This is a genomic window from Clostridia bacterium, from assembly GCA_026414765.1.
In the GTDB taxonomy this organism is placed as follows: Bacteria; Bacillota; Clostridia; order Acetivibrionales; family DSM-27016; genus SKW86.
Genome location: JAOAIJ010000019.1, coordinates 100,226 through 116,003, shown reverse-complemented (window position 1 = coordinate 116,003; position 15,778 = coordinate 100,226). Strand labels below are relative to the sequence as shown.

Here is a 15,778-nt window from a genome sequence, read left to right as displayed (position 1 = left end):
TTTAAATCATTAACCCCCTAAAGCGCAGTTATGTTGCGCCATCACTTAAACATCTTGCTGAAGAATCCGGTTTTCGATTTTGAACCCTCTTTATCAGAGTACTCACAACTCATAATATCTCCTTCAATATTTAATACGGAATCATCAAGGTTGAGTTTGTTTATATGCAAATCTTCCCCTCTGATAACCAAAACACCCAGCTCTGTATCTACTATCACACATTCATCATTGAAACTTTCTACATCGATCACTCCTGATACGCTTAGCTTTTCTCTGTTTTCAAGAATAAGGTTTTGAACTTTGGGTCTGTTAACCTTTTTTTCCTCTATCATCAATCTTCCTCCCATATATCTGTTTATGGCCTATTCTCTAAACTAGAATCTTAGATTCATGTCATACTATAATTACTATGCATGTACAAATAGAAAAATAACCAGCTGACAAAAAAAAGGCAGGGCCAGAGAAAATGCTCTCCATCCTTGCCTTCCGATCGTACATACACTATTTCACGGCCTTATTCCCGCCATTGATTTTAGCGCAACTCATACATTTCTTTTGAACCTGCTTTGCTTACATGTTCTGCTACCGATGTAACTTCGACTTTCGTATTGCTATTCCCGAACTGTATCTCTATCAGATCCCCGACCTTTACCTCCGTACTGGGTTTTGCCACCTTGCTGTTTATTTTTACACGTTCCTGTTCACATGCTTCACATGCCAAAGTACGCCTTTTAATAAGCCTTGAAACCTTCAGATATTTATCTATTCTCACTTAAAACACCCCCGGAAATTTCTTATGCATTAGTTATCATCTACTAGTATAAACTATATTTGATCATAATTAAACGGCAAAACAACAAATGCGCAGTTATTCTGCGCATTTACTTTGTTACGTATTGATATTATCTTTTAGTGCCTTACCTACCTTAAAAATAGGAACTTTTGAAGCAGGTATATCGATCTCTTCCTTAGTCTGAGGATTTCTCCCCTTTCTCGCAGCTCTTTCTCTCACTTCAAATGAACCAAAACCGACGAGCTGAACTTTATCACCTTGTGTCAATGCACTTTCTACACTTTCCATAAATGCATTAAGTGCTTTTTCCGCATCCTTCTTTGACAAATCACTCTTCTCGGCCATACTTGCAACTAAATCTGCTTTATTCATTGTTTTTCCTCCCTTTGTTAAAGCAATTGACAATAATTTACTGACAATTTGCAATTTAATTATAATTGTTCGCTTTTTTTATTACTTTCTGAAAAATGGAGTTTTGCTTTTTCCCATAATACATCCATTTCAGCAAGACTCATTTCTTCAAGTTTTTTACACGCTTTGATGCTTTCTTGCTCGACATATTCAAATCTCCTGATAAACTTGTTTATTGTCCCTGTTAAAGCCAATTCAGGCTGAATTTTAAGGAATCTTGATAGATTAACAAGAGAAAAGAATACATCTCCTATCTCATCAGTTATTCTTTCCATATTTTCACTTTCGTATACATCTTTTAGCTCATTTATTTCCTCATTTACCTTATTAAACACATCTTTTATATTATCCCAGTCAAAGCCTACCTGTGCCGCTTTTTGTTGTACTTTATAGCTCCTCATCAGGGCAGGCAGATTACTGGGTACATCCTTCAATACTCCTGTCTGGCTATTAATTCCCTTCTCCTTCTTTTTATTAGCCTCCCAGTTGCCTATAACCTCATCCGGGGTATCTGCTTTATCTTCTCCGAAAACATGTGTATGCCGGGAAATAAGTTTACGGCAAATACCTGTGATTACATCATTTATGTCGAAGTTCCCCTGCTCTGTGGCAATCTGTGCATGAAATACTACCTGCAGGAGCGCATCGCCAAGCTCCTCACAAAGCTTGTCCCTGTCTCTCAAGTCAATTGCCTCCAAAACCTCATAAGTTTCCTCTATAAAATACTTTTTCAGGCTGTCATGGGTCTGCTCCCTATCCCAGGGACACCCTGACCCGCTTCTTAATAATGCCATAATATCAATCAAATCCGAAAAAGAATATTTGTCCTTTAACATAGCACCATCTCCCATTTACATATTATTGGTTTTTGATACGGATAAACATTACTATTGTATCCAAAAAGTAGAAAGAGTACCATAGTTATATTCTCATATCTATAAAGGAAAGCGTCACTACGAAGAAAGACAAATAAGATACTGCTGGAGGGATTACATCAAATTTGCCCCCTGCAGTATCTTATAATGAAATATTTCTTTCAATTCCTCTTCGCTTTTTACAATTGATTTTTTTTGTTCTTTTTTTCCTTGACCGTATTTTTAACTTTTTTATTCTCCGGCTTTTTGCCTACAGTATACAATAGTGCATACTCTCTGTTTACCTTACTGTATGCATCACGGTAACCCATATGATATCCGTTGACCATTCCCCTCATATAGGTTAGCTCTTCCTTTGTAGGTATATAGTATTTGACGACATCTCCAAGGTTATATGGGGGAGTTTCCGTAAGAATCAAATCTGCTTCATTTCTATCATACATAGAATTTATATTAAAAGCTCTGATACCATCTTTTTCTTTAACTGCGTATTGTGTAACAATGTTCTCTAGCGCAATGGAATTCCTATCAAAAATAGTCACTATGTTTTCTTCATTAACCGGTTCTTCCTGATGCCTTTCCTGCTCAGTCAATTTCTTCGCCCATTCCAAATCATTAAACTGCAAAGCCAAATCAATAATATTCATACAAATCACCAACTTCTTACTTCATTTTCTCAATAAGTATTCATTTTAGTTAATACATTTGCCACACATTTTTTCAAAAAAACAAATATCAGTACATTTACTCAGTATGATTTACATACTTTGCAAAATGCATTCATATCTTCACAAATTTTTATCAATATATTGTTGGAAAACTAAAAATAAAAGGCCAATACAATACTTGTGTAAAAGCCCTGGTAAAACAGCCAGGCTGTATGACAATTTATCAAACATGTTTTTAGCGCATTTATCAGCCATACTCTCAAAATCGTTCCCGGACTCCAAGTTATTTGCTCTGAACATTCTTTACCCGGGCAAGATAATAATTTTCTTCTCTCATCATATGGAAGGGTATAAGCGGTTTCAGTGTACCCAGTACTTTACACTGCTCTCTGAGTTTATATATCCTCTCCAGGAAGTTTATAAATTCCTCTATCTTAATTCTTACTTCCTCATTCAAATGCTTCAAAGTACCATCGTCAAGTCCTGTGCGTTCAAGCATTTTCCCCAGTTCATCAGCCTTAATAAAAAGGCAGTTGAAGCATTTTTCAAACTCTTCTGCTTCTTTAATCAGCATTTTTTCTACAGGGTCGAGTTCTGCAGCAATAGAAGCCGCATGTCCTGCAGCATCCGGCAGCCATACTTTATGAAGATATATGTTTTCCATCACATCGCTTACCGGTATTGGTGACATAAGCATGCTTAATACTTTAAAAAACTCCATTGCTTCATTTATCATATGGTTTAAAAATGTAGGTGGAAGGCTAATTTCCATATTGCATTCCAGCAGCCGCCTTAATAAAATCTGCTTGAAGTTAATAAAGCCCGTCAGGAGCGGAATACTGTTGTTTGCCAATGTTGAAATCTCAGGCGCATCCGGCTTATCCAAGTATTTTTTTATTTCTTCATGCAATACAGCAAATGAGTTTCTATAGTAGTATGCAGTCCTGATGGCGTCCTGTTCTCTCGACGATAGTGAAATCAGCATGAATTCACCATGATCTCTCATTATTGCAGTCCAAAACCTCAATTCCTCAACTGGACTCAACATAAAATACCCCCCCATAAATTATACAATCATGTTTTTGATAAAAATACAAAATAAACCCGATCCTTCGTGTTTATAAATCAACCTGTTTTGCTAACCTGAAAAATCCAATAAGCTGAACATATTCTCCTACCGTTTAGCCCCATTAATAAGACTTATCCGGCACAACGCATCAGCTAGGCCTCCAGCTTAAGTATTTTTCGCAGTTGGCTCTATTGCATTATATGCAGCATAAATAAAAAGGGAAACGATAATCCGTTACTGCGGACTCGTCTAAACTAAAATATGGATTAAAGATGAAATTTAGGTGGTATATTGTATATAAAATAATTTATTGGTTGTAAAAACATAATTGTATAATCAGAACCGGAAAGGAGAATATATGTCTTTAGAATTTTTAAGGAATTCCTCCCCCATAGTAAATGCTCTTATAGCTACATGCTTCACCTGGTTTCTTACCGCTCTGGGTGCTTCGCTGGTATTTGCATTTAAGAGCATTAACAGGAAAGTTCTTGACTGCATGTTGGGCTTTGCTGCAGGCGTTATGATAGCAGCAAGCTTTTGGTCGCTGCTTTCCCCCTCTATTGAACTTGCGGAAAAATCAGATTTGCCTTCATGGTTGCCTGCCTTGACAGGGTTTCTTATGGGCGGCTTCTTTCTCAAACTTGTTGATAAGCTCCTTCCTCATCTTCATTTGGAATATCCGACTGACAAAGCGGAGGGAATAAAAACCGGCTGGCATAGGAGTATTTTGCTGGTACTCGCTATTACAATGCATAATATCCCTGAAGGTCTTGCTGTAGGTGTTGCCTTTGGTGCCGCTGCTTCAGGCATGCCCTCAGCCTCTCTTGCGGGGGCGGTCATATTAGCAATTGGTATTGGTATCCAAAATTTTCCTGAGGGAGCTGCTGTATCAGTGCCTCTTCGGCGTGAAGGCTTTTCAAGGCTAAGAAGCTTCTGGTACGGACAAATGTCAGGCCTTGTTGAACCGGTTGCAGGGGTGGTAGGAGCAGCTGCTGTCTTTTTTATACAGCCTATATTACCCTTTGCACTCTCTTTTGCAGCAGGTGCAATGATATATGTGGTAATCGAAGAGTTAATCCCTGAGTCCCAATTATCCGGGAATACTGATATTGCAACTGTAGGCGCAATGCTGGGATTCGCGCTTATGATGGTACTGGATGTTGCTTTAGGCTGATAAGCAGAAAGAATATTGTAAGTGAAAGTTATTGCCCACCCTAGTAAGTTTTGTTAATATGATGTTATGAGATATAAAACTTAAAAACATGAAAACAAACGGGGCACTTGGATGGAAAACTGGATCGTTTTAAGCAAACTTACTCTTATAATATATTGTGCAATCAAATTTAGCAGCCATACCAGCAATATAACTCCAGTTATTTTGTGTATTCTGATATTTGTAATTATTAATATGGCTTACCATGTATTTAAATCCAGCAACTTAAAAACCAGCCTTCTGATTTTTTCCATAATATCTGTTATGGGATGCTTTTTTTACGTCAATCCATTGTTTATTCTTCTATTACCTATAAATATTATAGAACTTATATATAAGCACAGAGAAAATATGTGGTTAACTGTAACCGTACTGGTCGCAGGCGCTTTCACTGCGGGAAGAGGACTGGTGGCGGAGTATGTATTGATATCTGTTTTCGGCTTTCTTATATATGTTTTGTCCTATAATTCACATAAAAAAATAACCTATCTTACCGCAGAAACAGATTCCCTGAAGGAAAAAAACCATTCTCTGCATGACAAGCTTAACAAGGAAGCGGAATATGAAAAACAGCTAAAGTATTCTTCGCAGCTTGAAGAACGAAACAAGATAGCGCAGGAAATACACGATAAAATCGGACATTCACTTTCAGGAAGCCTTATGCAGCTTGAGGCTGCTAAATTATTGGTTGAGTACAGTCATATCCAGGAAAATAACAATAAAGTCCGGGAAATATTACAGAGTGTAATAAATACTTTGCGCGATGGTATGGAAAGTATAAGAGCTACACTTAGAAATATAAAACCAGTTTCAGAGCAGCTGGGAGTCAACAGGCTGAAACTGCTCCTGGAGGAATTTACGGTCAACAGCAAAATAAAGTCCAATCTTCTTCACAAGGGAAACCTGGAACAAATTTCTTATGTTCAGTGGAAAATAATTTACGAAAATATAAAGGAAGCTCTTACAAACACAATCAAATATTCTAACGCAAGTACGGTAACAGTACATATTGAAGTACTAAATAAATTTATTAAGGCAGAAATACGGGACAATGGCGTAGGAGCTGCAAAAATAAAAAAGGGGCTTGGCATAGCGGGTATGGAAGAGCGAAGTGAGGGTATAGGAGGAAAAATTATCACAGACGGTTCTAAAGGTTTCTCCATAATAACCCTGCTGCCTATAGAAGGAGGAAAACATGCCGATCAGATTGTTAATCGCGGATGATGATGCATTAATCAGAGATGGCCTGAAAATAATACTGGGAATGGACGGGGACTTTGAAATTGTAGATTGTGTTGACAACGGGCTTAAAGCTTTAGAGCTATGCCTGAGAGAAAAAATAGATGTTGCTCTGCTAGACGTCCGGATGCCGGTAATGAATGGAGTTCAGGCAGCCCGGGAGATATGCGAAAAGACTTCCGTAAAACCCCTGATTCTTACTACTTTTGATGATGATGAATTTATCACCACTGCAGTAAGAAATGGAGTAAGAGGTTATCTTCTGAAGAATAACCCTCCTGATAAAATCAAAGATGCAATAAAGATGGTATATGGCGGAAATACGGTAATGCAGGATATCGTAATGGATAAGATAAAGGAAGGGTTAAATACCGTTAGCAGCAGCAAGCTGGATAAGTCAATGTTTTCAGATCGGGAACTGGAGATTATGGAGCTTATTTCCAAAGGCCTCTCAAACCGGGAAATTTCAGGAAAATTATACATATCAGAGGGTACAGTCAAGAACTATATCACATCTGTGCTTAATAAGACCGGCCTTGAGCACAGAACCCAGATAGCTATCTACTATCTTAACGGCGGCAGGTTATAGTCAGAATGCAGGTTTAAAAACGATATGACTTTAGTCATATCGTTTTTATGACCTTATGGACTAAAAACGGAGATTTCTTTTCTTTATCATATAAATATAGGCAGAAAACTTTACGATGCAGAAAGGAATAACAACTTATGAAGGTAGTTAAAATTGAAAACCTCACAAAAAAGTTTGATGATGTAACAGCAGTAGACAACATAACCCTGGAAATCGATGAAGGTGAAATATATGGTCTGTTAGGCCCGAACGGCGCAGGCAAAAGCACCACAATTAACATGATGTGCGGGCTCCTGTCCATAGATAAAGGCAGCATATTTATCTTAGACCAGGATATAGTAAAGAGCCCTATACAGACTAAAAAAAATGTAGGCATTGTACCTCAGGACTTAGCCATATATGAAGATCTTAGCGCTTTTGAAAATGTTAAGTTTTTTGCAAGCCTTTACGGACTGAAAGGCTCTTTACTAAAACAGAGAGTATTGGAGGCACTGGATTTTGTAGGTCTTGGAGATAAAGCCAGGGATTTGCCAAGCAAGTTTTCCGGCGGTATGAAAAGAAGGCTGAATATAGCATGTGCTTTGGCCCACAGACCTAAATTGATTATTATGGATGAGCCTACTGTAGGTATAGACCCTCAGTCAAGAAACCATATACTTAAGTCAGTTAAAACGCTTAATAAAATGGGCTGTACCATAATATACACCAGCCACTACATGGAAGAGGTTGAAGAAATATGCTCCAGAATAGCTATATTGGATCACGGAAAGATTATTGCCGAAGGAACCAAGGAAGAACTGGAATCAATCATTACCGACACAAGCAGTGTCTGGGTAACTATAGACTCTATAAACAACATTGATGAAAACGAATTGAAAAAAATTAAAGGAGTCAAGAGTATTGAGGTTGACGAAAACACTATTAAAGTCAATAGCATGAAGGAAGTCATCAACCTGGATAAAATTATTCAATACTTTACAGACGCAGGGATTCCTATCAGGAATATAGAAAGCAAGGTGCCAAACCTCGAAACAGTCTTCCTGAATCTAACCGGAAGAAAGTTAAGAGACTAGGAGGAAGGTTGACATGAATATTTTCAATATACTAAAAAAAGAAATCCTACATACGGTCAAATATCCTAAAACAATGGTACTTATGCTGCTTCTCCCTATAGTAATGATGCTTATTCTCGGATATGGCCTTTCCGGAAGCTTTGATACTTCAAAAGTTTTTAAGGATATCAAGGTTATTTATTCAGATGAAGAAAACAGTCAACTGTCGGCTGAGTTAATAAAGTTTGTAAAAGCCTCCGGCAAACTGGATATTTCTTTTGTCCGGACATCAAAAGAACAGGAAGGAATAGATGGGGTAAAGGATACAAAGTATTCCTCCTATATAAAGTTTGAAAAAGACAGCGGTACTATAGAAATATACAAAAACGAAAGATATGCAGATCAGGCAAATCTTGTTGAGGCAATAGCAGGAAGCTTTATACAAAGGTACAATGCCGCATATCAGATTGCAAAAGTTAATCCGCAAATACTGGAAAAGTCAGATACCGGGAGCAGTCCGGTAGAGGTTGTTTCCCTTGGGGACAAAAAGAAGCGCCGTGCCCTGGATTTTTATGCAGTTACCATGCTGACCATGATAATAATGTATACTTCAGTTTCCTCCCTGTGGTCAATAAAGAGTGAGAGAACCAGGAAAACCGCAGACAGAATTGCATGCACCCCTGTGAAAGGCTACGAAATACTGATCGGAAAAATCATTGGGTTATTCTCTGTCACCTTCTTTCAATTTATCGTAGTTGTACTGTTCAGCAAATATGTGCTTAAAACTTACTGGGGCTCTCATATATGGGCAGTTCTGGTCCTAATGGCCGTCGAAACGATCTTTGCCATCAGTTTTGGAGTAGTATTTGCCTATGGAACAAAGGACGAAGGATTCTTGGTAAATTTATTGAATCTGATAATTCCTTTTATGGTTCTGCTTGGTGGTGGTTTTGTTCCAACCGACAACTTTGGAAGTATAATGTCTGCTTTATCGAATCTTTCGCCGTTGAAATGGATCAATCAGGCCATTTTCCAGGTAATATATACCGGCAGCTTCAGCTATATGCAATCTGCAATACTTATTAATCTTTCTCTGGCCGGCGCATTTATCATAATTACATCCTTTGCTCTTAGAAAGGAGGCAGTGAAATAATGAGAAATACATTAATCCTGGCGGGAAATACTCTTAAAATACTATTTAGACATAAAATTGTCATCGCCTTCTGCCTGGTTTTGCCCATAGTCACAACCCTGATATCTCTTTCCATATACAGCAGTACAGGAAGTAAGCCAATAAATATAGGTATAGTCAACAAGGATACAGGCACCATAGCCACCGATTTAGTCAAATCAATATCCTCCGAGGAAAAGTTTGAAGTAATCTCACTTAAAGACCATCAGGTAAACGAGAATATCCTGAAAGGGAAAGTGGATTGTGTGCTGAGAATTCCCGCGAATTTTACACAAAACATACATAATAATACGTTGAACAAAGTGCAGCTGGTTTCCATAAAAGGTGAGGAAGCCACAAGCTGGGTTGAAAATTATGTTGAAATATTCGTCCGTAATATTAAAGATATAGCTTCAGCAGCAAAAGGTGATAGGGACAGCTTTGACAAAATGTATAAGGCGCTTAAGGAAGATAGTTTTATACTGAAGGTAACACAACTTGAAGACCAATACAAAAGCAAGAGAACAACTTCACAAAGTCTGGGATTTCTTATCATGTTTATGATGATAGGTACAGGAGTTGTTTCTGATTGCATCCTTATGGAAAAGAGAACAAGGACATATTACAGAATATGTTCTGCCCCTGTAAAAGCCAAAAACTATATATTTGGAAATGCAATATCAAATTTTGCAATTGTCTTCACTCAAATATCAATGGTACTTATTATAGCAATAGGGGTTCTGAGAATGAAACCGTACATACCCCTCGGGCAGCTTCTCCTTATAATGGGAGTCTTTGGGATTACAGCAGTGGCAATATCCATGATGATTACCTCGTTTGCAGAAAGCACAACACAGACAAATATAATACAGAACCTGGTTGTACTCCCATCATGCCTTCTGGGCGGCTGTATGTGGCCGATAGACGTAATGCCGGATTTCATGCAAAAGTTGGCCAATTTCATACCTCAGAAGTGGGCTCTTGATGCAATATCAAAGCTCCAAGCCGGAAGCAGTTTCTACAGTGTCCTTATCAATCTCTCCATACTGCTTGCCTTTTCACTGGCCTTCTTCCTCATAGCAGTCTACAGATATAGCAGGAATGCCAATTATAAAACCTTTGTGTAATAAAGAAATGAGAGGATGGTTCTGCCGTTTCAAACAAAACAGTAGAATCATCCTCTCATTTCTCCCATTGTCTGGCTTATTGTTCCATCTGTTTTCCCAGGAACCCTGCCGCTGATTGTGCAAGCTTGGCTTCTACCTCTCCCATACGTGCATTGGGATCTGTAGATAAGAATAAAACGGCACCTATGGGATCACCTTCGGAAATAATGGGAGAAACCACTTGTGAGGTATATTTTCTGTCTGCTGCTTCATCTGCAATTATGGAAATAGTTTTTTCATCTGGTGATTTCACAACAAGTGTTGTTTTCTCCTCAATCACTCTCTCCAAGTCCTGGCTCAGCGGCTTTTCAAGAAACTCTTTCTTTGATGCCCCTGATACTGCTATGATTGTATCTCTATCTGTAATACATGTAATATGTCCGCTTGTCTTATGGAGTGAATCGGCATATTGTGTCGCAAAATCGCTTAATTCACCAATAGGCGAATACTTCTTTAATATTACTTCACCCTCTTTATCTGTAAAAATCTCCAGTGGATCTCCTTCTCTAATCCTCAGAGTTCTTCTTATTTCCTTTGGAATAACAACTCTTCCTAAATCGTCTATTCTCCTAACTATTCCGGTCGCCTTCAATTTCTACTACCTCCTTAAATAGATAATTATTTGGTATTATCCGAACTTTAGGCCGATTCAGAAAAACAATTTATCTATATACTACTTAATGTTTCATAAGCTTCCTGAATCTTTATAAATTAGTTAAAGTTCTTTACATTTAGTATTGATTCATTATTGGATTTTTATACATAACAGGTCAATTATAGTCAACGTTTTAGATAAGCAGGCAGCGTATTCATAAATATAAACATCCAGCAAAAAACAAAAAAGGCCTGCACTTGTGCAGACCTTTTTTTATTATGTTAAATCTTTATGGATTTTATAACACTTTCATTTTTTTCAGGTTTGAAGATATTATCCTTTTTCCATTTTTCAAGCAGATCGGCATACTTTTTGTTTAAGAGGCCGTTTTTAGCTTTATCCTTTACCTCATCAAACGTTGGCTTTTTCATAACGTGAAAACCGTAAGTGGTTTTTACTATACCTGCCATACCTTCTTTAGACTCAAATGCCCATTTCTCAAACTCTGGAACCATTTGTCCCTTAGGGAATCCAATATACGCTCCACCTTCATATTTTGAGCCGCCATCCTCTGAATACTGCTGTGCAAGCTCTGCAAAGTTCCCCCCTGCTTTAACCTTATCAAGAACTTCATTTGCTTTCTTTTCAGCTTCCTTTACCTTATCTTCCGGCAATTCCTTCTGTGCGTCATCTACTGTCTTTATAAGAATATGCCATACAGTTTCCTTTTCCGCATTTCTCATATTATCAGCAAAATATTTTTTTATATCTTCATCAGAAACCTTTATTTTTCCAGCTTCTGTATATCTGAATTTCTCCGTCAGCTGATAATTTCTGTATATATCTTTAAACTGTTCAAGTGTAACACCTGTCTCTGCCTTAATATTCTTATCGGCATCAAGCTTGGTTGCACCATACTGCTTTACTACTGTATTATCAAAATAGTCACTAAACGACTTTTCTTCTTCTTTTGTAAGCTGAATATTGCTCTCTTTTGCCTTGATCAACTGAATTTTGTACTCTACTGCACTATCAAGAGCACCCTCTTTTACAAGCTCTCCTACAGTTTTATTCTGAGCCTTCTGATTCATATCGGAATAACCCATCTTTGTAAACTGGGCCTTTGCCAGATTTACAAAAAACTGATACTCCGCTTTAGTAATTTTCTGCCCATTTACTTTAGCTGCATAGTTGTTAGTGGATGTATAGAATACAATACCGCCCACTGCAAGGATTACAACCAATACTGCAGCAATAACAATGTATACCCATTTTCTGCCCAATGATATCTCTCCTCACCAATTATTTTGTATCTATTTCTATCTGTAAGCATTTTTCTTTTGTACCAACACCTGACTTACAGATTATGTGGTCATAACTACCTATATTATAATTGATTATTTTACATACTTCAATTTAATAATGTCTTGTAACAAAATCTTAATATTTTCTATCAAATTTTCTCTACCGATCCCGGTAATTTTGTATGCAATATAAGGAGTATTGCTTGCTGTAAACATAAGCTTTCTCTTATACTTGTCCATAAGCTTTCCCAGAACATCCAGATTAACATTATTACTGCTTTTGTACTGGAATATAATCGAGTCGTTTTTCTCCTGCACAGAAGTAAACCCGCACTCCTTTGCCAGAGTCTTCAAATACGCGACCTGGAGCAGATTCCTGACAGGCCCGGGCAGATCTCCATACCTGTCTGTAAGTTCGTCTTCCACATCTATTACATCCTGTTCATCCTGGATCGCTGCAATCCTCTTATACATTTCTATCTTCTGAGTCTCTGTTCCAATATACTCATCATCTATATAAGCGCTGATATTTACATCTATGGAGATTTCACCATCATCCTGGGTAAGGGATTCACCTTTTAATTCCCGTACAGATTCATCAAGGAGCTTACAGTACATATCATACCCTACAGACTCCATATGCCCATGCTGCTCTGGGCCCAGCAGATTTCCTGCACCCCTTATCTCAAGATCCCTCATGGCTATCTTAAAGCCTGATCCAAACTCCGTGAATTCCTTTATTGCCTGAAGCCTTTTCTCTGCTATTTCAGCCAGAATCTTATCTTTCTTATAGGTGATATAAGCATATGCAAGCCTGTTTGACCGCCCCACCCTTCCTCTTATCTGGTAAAGCTGTGACAATCCCATTTTATCTGCATCTTCTACTATAATTGTGTTTACATTTGGCATATCAAGTCCGGATTCAATTATTGTAGTACATACAAGGATATCATATTCTCCGCTGATAAACTTAAACATTATATCTTCCAGCTGCCCCTCAGCCATCTGACCATGGGCAACAGCAATCCTTGCATCCGGGACAAGATTTTGCAGTTCAAGTGCCTTAAGCTCTATTGTCCTGACACGGTTATAGAGGTAGAAAACCTGGCCATTCCTGCTCATTTCACGTATTATAGAATCTCTTATCACTTCCGGATTATGTTCCATTACATAAGTCTGTACAGGGTAACGCTCCTCGGGAGGGTCCTCAATAACACTGATATCCCTGATTCCTACCAAAGACATATGTAGTGTCCTTGGAATAGGCGTTGCTGTGAGAGTAAGAACATCCACATTGGGCTTTATATTCTTCAGCTTCTCCTTGTGAGTAACACCGAAGCGCTGTTCTTCATCCACTACCAGAAGTCCAAGGTCTCTAAACTGCACATCCTTTTGCAGCAGCCTGTGTGTTCCGATCAATATATCAATATTCCCATTCTTTACATCCTTTAATATACTTTTCTGTTCAGCAGCTGTACGAAAACGGCTCATCACCTCAATAGTTACAGGAAAATCCTTCATCCTCTCCTTGAAACTGTTAAACTGCTGCTGCGCCAAAACTGTAGTAGGAACAAGATACGCTACCTGCTTGCCATCCATAACTGCTTTAAACACAGCCCTAATAGCAACTTCCGTTTTGCCATAGCCCACATCACCGCACAAAAGGCGGTCCATAGGCCTTTCTGATTGCATATCCTTCTTTATCTCTTCTATACATTTCAACTGATCCTCAGTTTCCTCATAAGGAAAGAGTTCTTCCATCTGATTTTGCCACACAGTATCACCCGAAAAAGCAAAACCCTTAAGAGCCTGCCTCTGTGCATATAGCTTTACCAGCTCTTCTGCCAGCTCCCTTAAAGATTCCTTTACCCGGCTCTTGGCCTTAGCCCATTCTGTCCCTCCAAGCTTACTGAGCTTAGGAGATTTGCCCTCTGAACCTATATATTTCTGTATAAGTTCAAGCTGATTAGTGGGAATATAGAGGAAGCCGCCCTCCTGATAGCGTATCTTAAGGTAGTCCCTCTTAATATTATCAACTACAAGCTTTTCTATACCTACATACTGTCCTATACCATGTGCCTGATGAACCACATAGTCCCCTACATTTAGGTCTGTAAAAGCCTTTATTTTGTCACCCTGCTTTTTACTGCCAGGCCTTTTTATCCTTCTATCCTGTCCGAAAACTTCCTTATCACTTACTATTAATAGCCCTATCGAAGGATATTCAAATCCCCGGTTAAGGCTGCCATGGGTAACGAGAATCTGACCATTCTGAATCTCACCGTCAAAGTTATCTATATACACAGCTTCTATATCTTTTGTTCTCAGGGTTTCGACCAGTCTTTCTCCTCTTCCCCTGGGTCCTGATAATACTACTATCCTGTTGTTTCTCCTTTTCCATGCCTTTACATCATCAATCAGCAGGTCAAAGTGACCCTGGTATGAACCTATAGATTTCGATACTATGCTGAAGCTTTTACTATTTCTGAGCTTACTGTTTTCCACAGGAATTGTATTTAGTGATACACACCTGCCTTTTTCCAGATTGCTTATCAACTCATCCTTATTGAAATAAATCTCATAACTGTTTGGCAGAATCTGTCCTTTCTCCATGAGGCTCTTACATGCCTCATAATGTTCCAAAAGTACATTCTCCACCCTTTGTTCAAATCTAACCGGCTCATCTACAAAAGCAATAACATTTACATCAGTATCTGTAGCATAATCAATTACACTTGAGGGGTTATTGATTATATAGGGTATATATCTGTCCAATCCCGGGAAATAATAATCACTTCTGAAAGTATCCATATCCCCGGATATTTTTTGTCCGAGCTGTTTTATATATTCATTATTATCCTTATTTCTGATTTTCCTTATATGTGCTGCCAGGTCCCTCTCTATATTCTCTATTATAAAGTCCCTGTCTTCTTCGTAATATATGACCTCTCTTGCAGGGACAACCTTCACTGTATCCAGCTTGTCTATAGACCGCTGTGTTGCTACATCGAACCTCCTTATAGAGTCTATCTCATCATCGAATAACTCTATACGTACAGCATGCTCATTATTTACAGAAAAGATATCGATAATTCCGCCCCGGATAGAAAACTGACCCTTGCCCTCTACCGTTGCTACTCTCTCATAACCGATAGCTATAAGCTTTTTAGTTAATTCCTCCAGGTATACTTTTCCTCCGAGCTTAAAACTAATTATTCCCTCTAAGAATATTCTCTTAGGGGTTAGTTTCTGCGCTATCGCTTCCGCAGAAGTAACAATAAACTCATACCTTCCTTCTGCTATCCTTTCAAGAGCCTTAATTCTCTGAAAAACCGAATCATAGCTCTTGGCCTCGATATCATGGAGCATGATTTCCTTAGCCGGAAAAAACACTACTTCATCACCAAGGAAAAACATCAGGTCCTCATACATTTTCCTTGCCTGCATTTCGTTAAAAGCTATATAAACGCCTTTACATCCTGAGTGTCTGCATATGGAGTATGCAAGATGTATTTTCTGAGAATCAGAAGGTCCGTTTATATTCAAAGGCCTTGTATATTTTTTTATGGAATCTAGTACTTCCTTGTACTCCTCGATTTCCAGGAGTGGATTGATCATATAGTTCATAATACC

General features: G+C 38.3%; 15 protein-coding genes. 6 read left to right on the top strand and 9 right to left on the bottom strand.

Translation table 11 applies throughout. The features are described 5' to 3' along the window. Positions 1–41: 41 nt before the first annotated feature. From yabP to N3I35_07125, 6 genes are all read right to left on the bottom strand, one after another. Positions 42–329, bottom strand: a complete 288-nt coding sequence (gene yabP, locus N3I35_07150) for a sporulation protein YabP (protein MCX8129861.1) — start codon at positions 327–329, stop codon at positions 42–44. A 203-nt stretch (positions 330–532) separates the two neighbouring features. Next, positions 533–772, bottom strand: a complete 240-nt coding sequence (locus N3I35_07145; GenBank protein MCX8129860.1) for an RNA-binding S4 domain-containing protein — start codon at positions 770–772, stop codon at positions 533–535. 117 nt (positions 773–889) lie between these two features. Next, on the bottom strand, positions 890–1,165 hold the full coding sequence (locus tag N3I35_07140; protein ID MCX8129859.1) for an HU family DNA-binding protein: 276 nt from the start codon (positions 1,163–1,165) through the stop codon (positions 890–892). A gap of 59 nt (positions 1,166–1,224) precedes the next feature. Beyond that, positions 1,225–2,040 (bottom strand): nucleoside triphosphate pyrophosphohydrolase, encoded by an 816-nt coding sequence (gene mazG, locus N3I35_07135; protein MCX8129858.1) that lies wholly within the window; start codon positions 2,038–2,040, stop codon positions 1,225–1,227. 218 nt (positions 2,041–2,258) lie between these two features. Continuing rightward, positions 2,259–2,726 carry a hypothetical protein gene (locus tag N3I35_07130; protein MCX8129857.1) on the bottom strand — a complete coding sequence of 156 codons (468 nt, stop codon included), beginning with the start codon at positions 2,724–2,726 and terminating at the stop codon, positions 2,259–2,261. A 304-nt stretch (positions 2,727–3,030) separates the two neighbouring features. After that, a complete protein-coding gene (locus N3I35_07125; protein ID MCX8129856.1) occupies positions 3,031–3,795 on the bottom strand; it encodes a DUF2935 domain-containing protein in 765 nt (254 codons plus the stop codon). A gap of 379 nt (positions 3,796–4,174) precedes the next feature. On the opposite strand from N3I35_07125, the gene N3I35_07120 reads away from it, so the two are divergent. The 6 genes from N3I35_07120 (at position 4,175) to N3I35_07095 (ending at position 10,207) form a co-directional block, all read left to right on the top strand. Then, positions 4,175–4,990 carry a ZIP family metal transporter gene (locus N3I35_07120; protein ID MCX8129855.1) on the top strand — a complete coding sequence of 272 codons (816 nt, stop codon included), beginning with the start codon at positions 4,175–4,177 and terminating at the stop codon, positions 4,988–4,990. A 111-nt stretch (positions 4,991–5,101) separates the two neighbouring features. Next, positions 5,102–6,253 carry a sensor histidine kinase gene (locus N3I35_07115; GenBank protein ID MCX8129854.1) on the top strand — a complete coding sequence of 384 codons (1,152 nt, stop codon included), beginning with the start codon at positions 5,102–5,104 and terminating at the stop codon, positions 6,251–6,253. After that, the gene (locus N3I35_07110) at positions 6,225–6,857 is read left to right on the top strand and encodes a response regulator transcription factor (protein MCX8129853.1); all 633 of its coding nucleotides are present in this window, start codon (positions 6,225–6,227) and stop codon (positions 6,855–6,857) included. Before N3I35_07115 ends, N3I35_07110 begins: the two co-directional genes overlap by 29 nt. A 137-nt stretch (positions 6,858–6,994) precedes the next feature. Further along, on the top strand, positions 6,995–7,930 hold the full coding sequence (locus N3I35_07105) for an ABC transporter ATP-binding protein (GenBank protein ID MCX8129852.1): 936 nt from the start codon (positions 6,995–6,997) through the stop codon (positions 7,928–7,930). Positions 7,931–7,943: 13 nt separating this feature from the next. Further along, complete coding sequence (locus N3I35_07100; protein ID MCX8129851.1) at positions 7,944–9,062, top strand: ABC transporter permease; 1,119 nt, start codon at positions 7,944–7,946, stop codon at positions 9,060–9,062. Then, positions 9,062–10,207 (top strand): ABC transporter permease, encoded by a 1,146-nt coding sequence (locus N3I35_07095; GenBank protein ID MCX8129850.1) that lies wholly within the window; start codon positions 9,062–9,064, stop codon positions 10,205–10,207. Before N3I35_07100 ends, N3I35_07095 begins: the two co-directional genes overlap by 1 nt. Before the next feature lie 76 nt (positions 10,208–10,283). Here N3I35_07095 and spoVT read toward each other — a convergent pair whose 3' ends face one another. The 3 genes from spoVT to mfd all read right to left on the bottom strand — a co-directional run bounded on the left by spoVT (position 10,284) and on the right by mfd (position 15,772). Then, positions 10,284–10,838 carry a stage V sporulation protein T gene (gene spoVT / locus N3I35_07090; GenBank protein ID MCX8129849.1) on the bottom strand — a complete coding sequence of 185 codons (555 nt, stop codon included), beginning with the start codon at positions 10,836–10,838 and terminating at the stop codon, positions 10,284–10,286. 284 nt (positions 10,839–11,122) lie between these two features. After that, positions 11,123–12,124 (bottom strand): peptidylprolyl isomerase, encoded by a 1,002-nt coding sequence (locus N3I35_07085; protein MCX8129848.1) that lies wholly within the window; start codon positions 12,122–12,124, stop codon positions 11,123–11,125. Positions 12,125–12,238: 114 nt separating this feature from the next. Continuing rightward, entirely contained in the window at positions 12,239–15,772 is a 3,534-nt protein-coding gene (gene mfd, locus N3I35_07080) for a transcription-repair coupling factor (GenBank protein MCX8129847.1), read from the bottom strand. Positions 15,773–15,778 lie beyond the last annotated feature (6 nt).